Genomic DNA, 11,613 nt, shown 5'->3' on the forward strand with positions numbered 1-11,613 from the left:
TCAATGGAAACGCATCATGACTGAACCCCACGATGCCCCGGAAGGCATGGACACAGCGGGTCCGGATACAACGCCTGAAAACCTGGTCGCCTTCGTCACGCCCCTGCTCGCGGCGCATCACCACCCGGAACCCCATGCGTGGCTGCGCTTTCTGCAGGCCGGTGTCGAGTCGTTACCCGACCCCAACTATCAACGCTTTGCCATCAACCGGGCGTGGCGGCTTATCTTCGCTAAACTGAATCAACGCGAGCGCATCGACACCATCGACGTGCGCTACTGCCTGGTGGACAAGGAAGGGAGCATTCAGGATTGGAAAAAACTCTTCGAAACCGGCGTGCTGCCGTTCATTCTCGAGCACCAGCTCCCCGGGTCCCTATGATCGGCCACTACGCACTCAGCCACGCCGCGATAACGGGCTTCGACGAAGCCGTGGTGGTCTCGGGCAGCCGTAGCTTTAACAACTATGCCCTCTTCGTGGAGCTGCTCGAGTCGTGGATCGCCCACACGGTGCCCGATGTACCGGTCATCTTCATGACCGGTCGGGCCGCGAGTGGCCCCGACGAAATGATCATCCGGTGGTGCCGCCAGAACGGGCGCGCCTGGACCGAATATCCGGCCGACTGGGAGGATCTGGGCGCACCGGACTCGTATATCAAACGCAACGCTGTCACGGGGCGCCTCTACAACGCCCGCGCGGGCCATCAGCGCAACCGCGAGATGGCACGCGTGGCCACCCGCGTGGTGTGCTTCTGGGATGGCGTCTCGCCCGGTACCCGCAACATGATAGCGGAGGCTGAAGACCGCAACATCGCACCCACCGTCTTTTTCGTCGATCGCGATCCGGAGTCCTGTCATGGGCAATATGGACAGCACGGAGAACACACAGGGCACAGGCAAAACGGACAAACCCACCGGAAGGAGAAAGCAGACCGAAAAATTCATCCTTGACTACATCGGCCGCCTGATCCCGGGATCCGACAGCAACGTCAGGATCTATCAGTCCCTCTTTGCCGGCATGGACGACGCCGCCTTTCACACGTTCATGCGGCAGCTTGAGCACGGCGAAATCCACCTGGCGCTCGTCGCTCCCAACCTCTCGAAAGAGAAGGTCACCATCGCCAATAACCTGGCGATCGCCGACGAGCTCGGGCACAACTTCTTCGAGCGCATCTGGATCGATCACGGCAATGACACACCGCCTTATCTCTCGCCAGTGCGCTATCTCGTGTGCGACCTCACGCTGTGCCGCCAGGCGCAGCTGCTCGTGAAGAAGATCTCGATTCCTGAGGACAACCGCAGCGTCGACGATCTCACCGGCCAGCCATCGGGCAAGTCGGAAGCGAGCAAGATCTCGTTTCCCGAGAACCAGGTACTCGCCGCCTTTCATCTGGACCGGACCCTGCACGAGCTGATCACGCTGCGCGGGGGCGACACCCAGGGGTTCAATGCGATGAACGAGAGTTTCGCGCGCACGGGCGGTGCCTCGCAGAAGGCGATCGAACCCTTCCGTGGCGGCGTGAAATCAACCCAGGCGCTGCGCATCATGCTGCTGTCCATGCACCTCGATGCCGAGGGACTGTGATTTGCCCAACCAGGGAGCGCATCCGTGGCTCTCACAACCGACGAATGGCGGGACACCGCCGCAGTCTTTACGGAAAGCGTGGAGTTTGTCCTCAATAACGTGGCCGGCCCCAACGACGAGCTGCGCGAGAAGCTGACCGGTTTCCTGATGTCGCTCATTCTCGCCGACAAGCCCTATCTGCTCGCCGCCGCGAGAGGACTCGAGCGGGCCGTCGATCTCGCGTTTGAGGATCCGCAGGTGTGCGACTTCATCCTCATGATCGTCTTTGTATTCTTCTCGCGCTGGGGCGCGTCAGGTGAACGTTACGCGAGCCTGGTCGAGTCGCTCGCCTTTGCCGTTGAGGCTGACGCCTCACACCTGTCGCACGCATCACCTGCGCCGGGTGTCCAGCGCCAGGAGCTCGTCGCCACACCGCCCGAAATCCATGAGTCGCTGCCCGACCCCGGCCTCACCCGGGAGCTGCTGCTGCAGAACAAGTGGCTCACGGTGCTGCTGCTCATCCACCTCTTTGTCGTGATTCCGCGTGCAAAACACACGGTACGCACGGTACGCATGACCCGCACCGCACATAGCGAAACCACGACCGGGTAACCCACCATGACCGAAGGCACGCATCTTGCCTCGGTCCTGATCTTCCTCGACTGCCTGCTCGACACGCGTCTGGCCACGCTCGCCGTGATCGACGACGCCCTCGCACGGCGTGCGCTCTTGGGCAACTATCATCAGCGCGAGGAAGATGTGTTTGACGGGATCGAGCCTGAAACCTTCCGGCGCCTGTATCGCGAGCGCGACATCAACACACTGCGGCACGCCACCATCACCACGCTCACCACGCTGCTTGCGGATTTCACACGCACACTCGCGGGCATTGTCGGCTCACGCCCCTGGCTCGACGGTGCGCGCCTGCTCGTGAACACCTGGCCGTACCGGATCGATGCCGCCACGCTCGAAGCATTACAGGCCGCCATCACATACTGGTGCCGCGGACACATGCCGGTCGAGATGGTTAGCCACACGCCCGCGCAGCTCACGCCCCTTGTTGTGAAGGCGAGTTTTGACATGCTCTTCATGTATGACTATGAAGAGTGGCTCGACATGCATGAACAGGCGTTTCACAGGACCTCGCTGGCCGATATCAACGTGGTGGTGCCCGCGCTCTACTTTAACCACCGCCCGGACGAGGCTACGCTGCAGAAGTTTGTGCATGATGGCAGCCATCCCTTTGCGGCGATGACCATACTGACCTCCGCCTTCGTCGGGCTGGAGCTCATCGACGTGCGCTATTTCAGCATTGCGCAACCCGCTGGCAGGGTGTCGACGTGAACAGCGGGCGCTATGGCAGGTACAGGCGGCGGCATAAGCCGCCTCTCCCCACCGGGACGAGGCGGCCGGTCATGATGTTGCTGTCAGGATGCCTTGGCGTTTTCACGCAGCAGCGCTAAAACCCGCCATGAAGGTGTCGACATCCATCTGCGCGGCATCCATGTCGGTTTCGCCGGGCACCAGCACGGGCTCCGGCACGCTTGCAGGCAGCACCGTAATGCCTTGTTGCTGCCGGGCGAGCAGGGCACCCTGCCCGATGCCCGGTGTGCCGAGTATCCGCGCGATAATTGCGGCGGCCGCGGCCTGGCTGGCCAGCGCCAGGTTCTCCGACTTCAGGCGCTTTTTGCCGAGCGCCACCCGGTCCATGCCATCGAGCGCGGCCAGCAGTACGTCCAGATGGCGCAGGGAGAGATCTTTCAGGCTCGCGCCGTCCTCGCCCACCATCGTCACGATGATTCTGCGGCGCTCACGCACCGTGTAATCGAGAATCTGGTCCTCGTCATCGAACCCGTCAATACCGGCTCCTGTGCCCGGCTGCCCGCGTTGCCCGGCTGGCATGGATACGTACTGCATACAAGGGGGCGACATGATTTTCCTCTCGTGGTGTTATCACAACCGGAATTGAACGGCCTATCATAAAAATGAACGATTGCGCGCGAGCAGGACTGCCGGTGAGGTTTCAATGCGATCGTGGCAAATTCAGTTCAGACACTGGTTTCGCGGCAAGCGCTGCGCACGGCATCTGGCCCGCCTCATTGCGCAGGAACAGGCCCTCTCCAGTCATGAGGCCGGCCGCGCGGTACTCCAAGCACTGTGCCAGTGCCTGGACATGGAAAGGTTCCAGAACTTCCACCTCTCCGATTCGTTTGGTTTCAGCATCCGGCCGTTCTACGCCACGATCGGTCTTTACTGCAGCGAACTGCGCATCATCAATGCGCGTCTGGCTTCAGGCGCGCCGCTGTCCACACAGTGGGCCACGCTCGAAGGCCGTGCGACCACGCTCGACCGCTTCTTCGAATCGAAGGAGGGCTTTTATGTCGATGTCCCGGAACACCTCGCGTGCTTTCGCGCCGAAATCCTGCACCTGTGCCACCTCATGCGCGAGAGCGACAGCGTACAAACAGGTATCCATCCGTACAACCTGCGCATGCTCACACGCGTGTTTGTCAACCTGCGCCGACTCATGATCGTCCTGATCGAAATGAGCCACGCCATCGAACAGGCCGGCGCCTGAGCGGGTGCCGGACGCACAGGCAGTCTCACGGACCGTTCCACACGTATTTTCACGAGGCAGCACGATCATGGTTTCCCGACAGCTCGGCCAGATCCTGCGCGCGGGCAATTCCGCCGATTCCAGCGGCATCCTCACGGGGCTCTATCGCAAGATGCTTCTCGAGCTCAATATCGGCCCGGTGCGCCTCAGCGATCTGCTGCACGAATACGTGAGCGATCCACGCAATGCCATCCCACAGACCCCTTCGGACCTCACCACCGTACGCGGCAACTTCACCCGCGAGCTCGCGCGTTCCGGCATGACCTTCAAGGTCTTTCTGAAGGCCCTGCGCCTCTTGATGATCGTGAAGCTCGATTTCGGCGTGCGCTGCCACTTCCCGGATGGACGCTATTCGGACCACACCATCACGATCTATCCGGGCAATGCCAGCGCCGGCCCCGTCATTCCCCCCAATGTGATTCTCGCCACGCTGCTGCGCAGGATTCTGGTCGAACTCGACATCGGACCCGAGCGTCTGAGTGCCCTGCTCGATGACTACGTGAGCGACCCGCGCAACGCCATCGCCCAGACGCCCACGGAGCGCACCGCGGCCCGCTACAGACAGGCAAGAGAACTTGCCCGGCCCGCGATGACCTTCAGGGTATTCGTGCGAAGCCTGCGCCTGCTGCAGACCTCGCAGGCAGATTTCAGCGTGCGCTGTCATTTCCGTAGCGGCCGCATCTCGGTGCACGGCACGACCATCGGCTTCGGGCAACTGCTGCCTGGCGCCGGTCCCCGTGACGTATCCGGCCACCGCACGGGACAGGATGAATTCCGTGACGAAATGGATTCGCCACGGCCTGAAGATGAGTCACGCCTGACCCTGATGAGCCTTGATTCATTGTGATATCTGACACCACAGACTGTGTGTCTTCCCCGGTCCTGAATCGCGGAGCAAACCATGTCATCAGGCGTGCTGGCCAATCCAGGCTTTCTCACCGGTCCCGCAGACAGTCTTGCCGCGATTGACGTCTATAGCGGCACAGCTGCCGGCATCGTCAACTCGATCCAGAGTCTCGCCGCGAAATACGACGTCAACCTGCTCGGCATGCTGCGCGCGGGAGCCGCCGCGGCCCAGCTCCTGCCGCTCGTGCAGAGTGTCGCCAACGGCCAGCTCCTGATGAACCCACAGAACACCATCGCACGCATCCTCACAGCGTCCAATACGCTCGTGCAGGCGGTCTCCGGTGGCACCGTCAACAGCGCGGTGTCCGCGCTCTCGCCCACCGCGCAGGCGAGCCTCACGTCCCCAGCCCAAGTCATCGGCAGCGTGCAGGCCAGTGTGGGTGGAGTCGTGAGCAGCATCGCCAACGGCGCCATTACCGATATCCAGAGTCTGGGCAGGCTCATCAATGCCTTCTCGGGATCGTCGTCGTTCATGATGATCGACAACCAGGCCCTGGGCGGCGTGGCTGCGAGTGTCATCAACCAGTGCGCGAGTCTGGGCGTCTCGGGCGTGTTTGCACCGCTCGTGAGCCAGATCACGAGTCCCACGGTGCTCTCGGCGATCGTCAGCCAGACCTTACCCAGTCTTGTGAGTACGGGGGACCTCGCGAGCCTGCAAAGCCTCGCCGCCACCGCAGGCCCGGCCGGCATCGCTGCGGTCAATCCGATGGTGATCGCGCAGTTCGTACAGACCTACAACCGCAACGCCTCGGGCGCGCTCTCGCAGGCCACGCCCGCGCTTGATACGCTCACCTATGTGCAGATGATCAACGTGTTCGATACGGCTTCGCCATCATGGAAAATCTGCACCCGCTCGAGCACCAGACCCGATGACGACGCGATTGACATCTCATCGCTCATCGGCGGCACTGACGACTTTAACAGCGTGCTGGCCGCGGGCGTATCCAGCGCCACGGACCCCGACGAACAGCTCTATGGGCTAGCCGCAACCTGCCCGCTTACCGACGTCGATACGCTGCTCAAGAACCAGTACCCGGGCGCCTATATCGATCCGGCGCTACGCATTACGGGCCAGTCGGTCGATCCATCACAGGCGGGGACAACCACCGGTGTGAGCGCAGCCACCAGCACGACGGCCATCCAGACCACGACCACTGCGGCCACCGCAGCCACCTCCACCCCACCAGCGAGCGACCCCGTCAGTGGCCAGTCCAATGCGTCAACCTGGGCCCTCCTTTTATCAGGCTCGTCCAGTTCGTCCGGCACGGGCGCATCCACCACCGTAACGAACAACCAGATCAACTGGCTCGCCGCGGCCTGACTGCTCGGTAGTCTTGACTTTTTATCTGCGGTCGTTTCTACCTCTCTATTCACTTCAGGAGCTTACCTTGATGAACTCACTCGAAACCGCGATGCAATCCAGCCCGTTCCGGAAGCTGGACGATAAACAATTGTCAGACGAACTGACCCGGGTTGAACTTCATGACGCACATGTAGCCAGTGCGCTCAGGTATGAAAATCTATGGTCAGCCCGATTTTTGCAAGTGAGGTTGTGTTGACCTAAAGTGGACTTGCTCGAATCTATCCGGGGTCGTGGATGGGAATCTATGGTCAGCCCTGAGAAAAGCGGCACGAGGACGTCTCATGGCTGATGCATTCCTCAGAATCGCCAACAGCGCACGCCTGCTGGACAGCAGCCAGTTGACCCAGTTTGTCACGCCAGCCATTCTCGATGCCGTATCACGATATAACCTGAACCGCCCGCTCCCCGAATTCAACTGGGATATTGCCGTCGCGCTGAAGGATATCCATGCCGCGGCTGGCAATGGAACGCCCTACTCGCCGTCAGAATTGCAGGATCTGGAGAAATTTGGTCACGCGTGGTTTGGTGCACCGGTTCTTTGTTCCCAGGAGGTGAGAGATCTTCCCAGTGAGATCGGGATGTGCGACCCCCAGACACTTGAAATCAACAACCAGCCCGGAGCGCTCAGACTGAGCATTGACCAGCGAGCAACAATAAAGATGTACCGCGGCGAGTTTGACTATCTGATGGACTGTCCCACCGAAGAAGCGTTTAAGGCAGCGCTGGATCAATGTGGATGCGAAGTGCTAAAGATCACGCTTCCAAAAAAGATGCCTGCACACAGCACCACCCTTTCGCTGGAGAACCGCGCTGCCTTCAGGTAAGTTGCCGCGTGCGAATTGCAACCTATGCAATTTTTTGTGAATCTGTCGATATCGGCACAATCGTGATTCACCTGCCCCCCACCGTTCATTAGCGGAACAAAGAGAACCCCGGCGCGCTGCCGTCTGGCTCAGGCGGTCCATGTCGGGCTCTTTTTTGTTTGTCATACTAACAAAATAATCCTTCCACCCTTCACGATTACCACGGAAACCACCATGTCTGCACACCGGTGCTGCCTGCGCGGCAACCTCCTCCTCAAGGAACATATCACTCATGAGGCCATCGCCCATGCCGTTGCGCCATTGCTCGAAGCCAATGGCTTCGAATTCACACGTGAACTCGCCCACAGCGCGATCGAAATCCAGGAAGACCCGCCCAGGCTTAATCTGTCCATCGAATTCTGGGGCAAGGCATGGTACGTCGATACGGAGCTCGTCCATACCGCCGAACGTCTGAACCAGCTCGTCGCCGATCATGGCTGCCTCGAACTGGTCGACCACGATACAGCCGACACGGAGTCCATGATCGTCCCGCGGTTCCTGGGTACCACCCTGCTCGCGCGGAACCGCGCCCGTGTCCAGTATGCGATCGATCAGGCCTCTCCGTGGCTGGAGGGTGCACTCGATGCAAAAGCCTTGCACAGCATCCGGGATTACATCGCTTCGCTCGAGCCACTCGCCGAGCCTCTGTCCAGAAAATCTGGAGTGCATGATGACGCGGGATGAGATCCCGTTTCAGACCGGCTATTCCATTCGTCCTGAACACATGCAGTCGATGTTGCTGGCCCGACTGGAGCGGGCCAGCCATTTCCTGCTGATGACTCCCGGTGCGGCGATCGCTGCGCGCGCGGCATCAGTTCCTTCCGGGTTGGGTGTCTTCGTTCTGGCTATGTTCCTGTTCGTCTGGCAACCCGGCACTAAAAGTGTTCTGGCGAGCGCACAGAAACAGAATTACGAAAACCTGCGCGCGAAGATTGACGATCTGCCGAAAGCCGGATTGCAGCAAGGCTTTGCCCTGTTACAGGAGAATGATTCGCAGACGCCCGGTTGCCTGTGCGAGGTGGCTTGCATGGGTGAAATGATCCGGCGTGGCATCACACCGGATTTCAGCCTCACGTGGCTTCAGAAAGTGATGGCCTTCATGGCCGGAGACCTGCCGCGGCAATGAGTACGCGCAGATCCTTTAAATGGACCGCAGCCTGCCAGACAGGATGCGCTCGAATCGAATGACCGCTTTTTGGAACATCGAATCATCATAACGTCACAACCGTCCGCAGTCCGATCACAGCCTCGTTGCCGATGCGCGCACCGTTGTTGTTCGGATCAGGGATGCCGCCGCCCGGATGGAAGATGTACTGAAGCTCGCCCTGCAACAGCCACCACGGCGTGACCTGGTATTGGTACATCGCCTCGATCACCGTCTCAGCCGTTCGCACGGGGTAACCCGGCGTCTGGAATGTTGCAACGTCACGATCGAGCGCGCTCGCGCTCGAGCTGACGTTTGCGTAACTGAGTGCGAGCCCGACCGAGTCGTTGTCCCGGCCCTTGAATGGAGCCTTCAGCACAACTCCCGCATTGATATTGAAGTCGAGCAGGTTGCGGTCGCCCGGCGCGCCCATCACACGCGTAAACACGCCGAGCGACTGTGCGCTGCCGGCATCCGGACGCCACACCATCTGGTCTGCGACTGTATAAACGCTGAAGTTGCCGTGATGCGAGGCGGGTACGCCATTCGACGACGGGCTTGCGAGCGAGATGCCGTTTGTATCGAGGTGTTGATCTGCGAAGCGATTGTTGTTGTACCAGAAGCCCAGCTTGTACGTGCCGGGGAGCCCGCTCGGTTGCGCCACGCCGAAATCGCCTGCTGCGGGACGGTTTACTGCGTACTGGACCTCGCCGATGATCATTGCTCCGTTGTGCAGATTGAACCGCGTGCCGCTGGCGTTGATCTGTTGTGGGTCGCCATTGCCCGGCGCCGGGTTGCCGTCGAAGATGCCACCGAGAATCGTCATCGAATCACTCGGCTTGAACCGCAGGCGCACACCGGGCGATGACAGTGGGTAGGCGGGGCCGCCCGCAGGCAAGGCGGTAGCAGCGAGAACGGGCCAGCCGAATGTTGCGTTAGCGAAAGTGCTGGCGTACTGGCTGACGATGAATTCCTGATCGAGGCTCTGCTGGCCAATCTTGACGTCGAACTCGTCGCTGAGCGCCTGCTGATACCAGAGCCCCCACAAACGTGTCGTCGCTTCGGCTTCGACGCCGCTCACGGCTTGCAGCGAATCTAAACGCGCTGCCGTGATGCCATGCCCGTGAATCTGCAAGGCATCGACGAAAAAGGTGCCGCCCTTCAGGCTGAACGCTTTGTCGGTATCAACGCTAAGGCCGAATTGCGTGGCGCCGTTGTAAGAAGCTCCCTTCGAGATACCGCCGGAGAAGTTGCCGTAGAGCTCGCTCGTCTCTTGCGCATTGAACGTGACACCGTGGTCGCCCAGCAGCGTGCGCAATCCGTCCATGTCGCCGAGCAGGTTCGAGCGCTCCCAGAAGCCGGTCGGTGCAGCCGGGGCGGCGGCACCGCCCTGTGTGGGCTGTACGTCAGCGTCCGTGGCCGGTGCGGAGTCCTGGTTTGTCGCTGACGGCGCGGCTGACTCCGACTCTGCGTAAGCCGGCGTAGGTACACCGGTGGCCAGTGCAATCATCAGCGCCGCAGCGGCGCAGACCGGCTTCAGGCTGGACGACGGGGCGAGGAGGCACTGCTTGTGAATGCCGTTGGCGTTTTGTGTGAGCGTGGTAGAGGAGATCATTTTTACTTTTTCTGAGAAATGCACTGACGAATGAGCGATGCCGAAGCAGGAAGATGTGCGCACACGGCTCGCAGTTGGTCCGCATTCTGGTGAAATCGTACTCGCGACAACAGCCCATTCAGGCCGGCCACGATGTGCCGGGAGTGTTGCGTCGTGATGTCGGCCAGAGGGACGCAATTGAGGCACTGCCTTGCACTGCCTGATTTGTGAGGGTGCTTGTGCGCTGCCAGAGCAGGCCTGGGCCATCAAAGCCCCCGCGCGGCGCGACGACCGGTGACGCCCGCAGGTAAGCGCGCGAAACGCGTAGAAAGCGTTCGATATGCATGATTCAACTCCCGTCGAGCCCGGCCAGGCCCGACAACGTTCGATAAGCGAAGAGCCTTCAGCGAAGTTAAACGCTGTCGGCTTTCTTACACAAAAAAGGGAGCGTGCTACAGACAGACCGCACAGGCGGTCTGGGAAGAAGCGCGCTGACCCGGCAATCGGGGTCAGCGGCAGGGAGGAAAGTCCGGCGTCGCTAACGCGCGATTGCAACCTGGGTGCCGGCGTGGGCCGACGTACAAGATCGACTACTAGAGCTTGCGTCCACGAAGGACTCTCCTGTTCCTAAGACAAGGCGAATTCTATGCGCGCCATTTGGGAATGCACAAGCAGAAATTGCTTTGCAGTGCTTAGCCACTTGCAAAGCATCATCGCGCGCAACACTGCGGCATGAATGCAATAGGTAGAGGTGTGGAAAATGATTCGCATCCAGCGCAAGTAACGGATTCGAAAGAAAAATGTCCGAAATAATCGTTGACTCGGCTCGCGCATCATCACTAGAATCTCGACGTTTCCACGAAAGGGGCATATGCCTTGGACAGTTGTTGTAGTCGATCCTCGAAATGTTTTTCTGCCTGACCGGCACGACGCCCGCCTGGATTCTTCCTTAGCCGCCGTCCTGCCCGCAGGCAGACGGTGCGCGCCGCAGTAGATTCCGCAGTTTCTTCCCTCGCGCATCTCCTCGATTGACCACCGTCGTTGACGCGTGCGTTGTAACGCACATTCGTCTACGCGACGACATGACGCGTAGAGCCGTTGGCTCGCGTGTCGCTTGCTCACGCCGCTTTTGCGCCTCGAATGTTGCGCGAATCCAGCGTGCGGTTAAACACGTCCGTTAAACGCGTATCGGACACAAACGACAGAGGAGTTCACGATGCCCGACCCTGAGCCTTGTCCTTACATGACCCGCCGCGCGTTCTCGCTGAACGCCGCCCGTTTGGCCTGACCTCCTGGCCGCACACGTTCCTCCCACACGCCCGGGCACTTCGCCCCGCGTGAACTGAAACGAAGGCAGGCCTGGTCGAAGGCGCCACGTTTCACGTACTGGAGGAATCACCATGAACTTCGCTCTGCTCGTTTCGCAACTCCCGCGTGTCGAAGAAGCTCGCACGTACTACAACGAAATGCTCGTGCTCGACGCCCGTCCGCACGTTTCGGCACGCGTGGTCGCCGCCATCCGGACGGCGCTCAGGAAGCTCGTTCACTGATGCCACCAGGCGTTG

General features: G+C 60.5%; 14 protein-coding genes. 12 read left to right on the forward strand and 2 right to left on the reverse strand.

The genetic code is table 11. The annotated features are described in order from the left end of the window. The first annotated feature begins 16 nt into the window (after nt 1–16). From L0U80_RS28675 to L0U80_RS28695, 5 genes are read left to right on the forward strand one after another with little or no spacing between them, the layout of a single operon-like run. The gene (locus L0U80_RS28675) at nt 17–379 is read left to right on the forward strand and encodes a hypothetical protein (RefSeq protein ID WP_233874258.1); all 363 of its coding nucleotides are present in this window, start codon (nt 17–19) and stop codon (nt 377–379) included. Next, nucleotides 376–948, forward strand: coding sequence for an SLOG family protein (locus L0U80_RS28680; protein ID WP_233874260.1), 573 nt, complete (start codon nt 376–378; stop codon nt 946–948). Before L0U80_RS28675 ends, L0U80_RS28680 begins: the two co-directional genes overlap by 4 nt. After that, nucleotides 854–1,582, forward strand: a complete 729-nt coding sequence (locus tag L0U80_RS28685) for a hypothetical protein (protein ID WP_233874263.1) — start codon at nt 854–856, stop codon at nt 1,580–1,582. Before L0U80_RS28680 ends, L0U80_RS28685 begins: the two co-directional genes overlap by 95 nt. Nucleotides 1,583–1,606: 24 nt before the next feature. Continuing rightward, nucleotides 1,607–2,173, forward strand: coding sequence for a hypothetical protein (locus L0U80_RS28690; protein WP_233874266.1), 567 nt, complete (start codon nt 1,607–1,609; stop codon nt 2,171–2,173). Between the two features lie 6 nt (nt 2,174–2,179). After that, nucleotides 2,180–2,905, forward strand: coding sequence for a hypothetical protein (locus L0U80_RS28695; RefSeq protein ID WP_233874268.1), 726 nt, complete (start codon nt 2,180–2,182; stop codon nt 2,903–2,905). Nucleotides 2,906–3,007: 102 nt separating this feature from the next. Here the strand turns inward: L0U80_RS28695 and L0U80_RS28700 are convergent, their stop codons facing one another. Then, the gene (locus tag L0U80_RS28700; RefSeq protein ID WP_233874271.1) at nt 3,008–3,493 is read right to left on the reverse strand and encodes a hypothetical protein; all 486 of its coding nucleotides are present in this window, start codon (nt 3,491–3,493) and stop codon (nt 3,008–3,010) included. Nucleotides 3,494–3,587: 94 nt separating this feature from the next. On the opposite strand from L0U80_RS28700, the gene L0U80_RS28705 reads away from it, so the two are divergent. From L0U80_RS28705 to L0U80_RS28730, 6 genes are all read left to right on the forward strand, one after another. Then, nucleotides 3,588–4,139 (forward strand): hypothetical protein, encoded by a 552-nt coding sequence (locus L0U80_RS28705; RefSeq protein ID WP_233874274.1) that lies wholly within the window; start codon nt 3,588–3,590, stop codon nt 4,137–4,139. 67 nt (nt 4,140–4,206) lie between these two features. Further along, entirely contained in the window at nt 4,207–5,025 is an 819-nt protein-coding gene (locus L0U80_RS28710) for a hypothetical protein (protein ID WP_233874276.1), read from the forward strand. A 54-nt stretch (nt 5,026–5,079) separates the two neighbouring features. Then, nucleotides 5,080–6,405 (forward strand): hypothetical protein, encoded by a 1,326-nt coding sequence (locus L0U80_RS28715; RefSeq protein WP_233874279.1) that lies wholly within the window; start codon nt 5,080–5,082, stop codon nt 6,403–6,405. 323 nt (nt 6,406–6,728) lie between these two features. Continuing rightward, nucleotides 6,729–7,271: a hypothetical protein gene (locus tag L0U80_RS28720; RefSeq protein WP_233874282.1), complete on the forward strand. Its 543-nt coding sequence runs from the start codon at nt 6,729–6,731 to the stop codon at nt 7,269–7,271. Nucleotides 7,272–7,484: 213 nt separating this feature from the next. Further along, complete coding sequence (locus L0U80_RS28725; RefSeq protein ID WP_233874285.1) at nt 7,485–7,994, forward strand: hypothetical protein; 510 nt, start codon at nt 7,485–7,487, stop codon at nt 7,992–7,994. Beyond that, a complete protein-coding gene (locus L0U80_RS28730; protein WP_233874288.1) occupies nt 7,978–8,436 on the forward strand; it encodes a hypothetical protein in 459 nt (152 codons plus the stop codon). Before L0U80_RS28725 ends, L0U80_RS28730 begins: the two co-directional genes overlap by 17 nt. An 85-nt stretch (nt 8,437–8,521) precedes the next feature. On the opposite strand, the gene L0U80_RS28735 is transcribed toward L0U80_RS28730, so the two are convergent. Then, a complete protein-coding gene (locus L0U80_RS28735) occupies nt 8,522–9,964 on the reverse strand; it encodes a carbohydrate porin (RefSeq protein ID WP_233874821.1) in 1,443 nt (480 codons plus the stop codon). A 1,484-nt stretch (nt 9,965–11,448) separates the two neighbouring features. Here L0U80_RS28735 and L0U80_RS28740 point away from each other — a divergent pair. Further along, entirely contained in the window at nt 11,449–11,598 is a 150-nt protein-coding gene (locus tag L0U80_RS28740) for a hypothetical protein (protein ID WP_233874291.1), read from the forward strand. The last annotated feature ends 15 nt before the right edge of the window (nt 11,599–11,613 follow it).

It is taken from the genome of Paraburkholderia adhaesiva, assembly GCF_021390575.1.
Classification (GTDB): domain Bacteria; phylum Pseudomonadota; class Gammaproteobacteria; order Burkholderiales; family Burkholderiaceae; genus Paraburkholderia; species Paraburkholderia adhaesiva.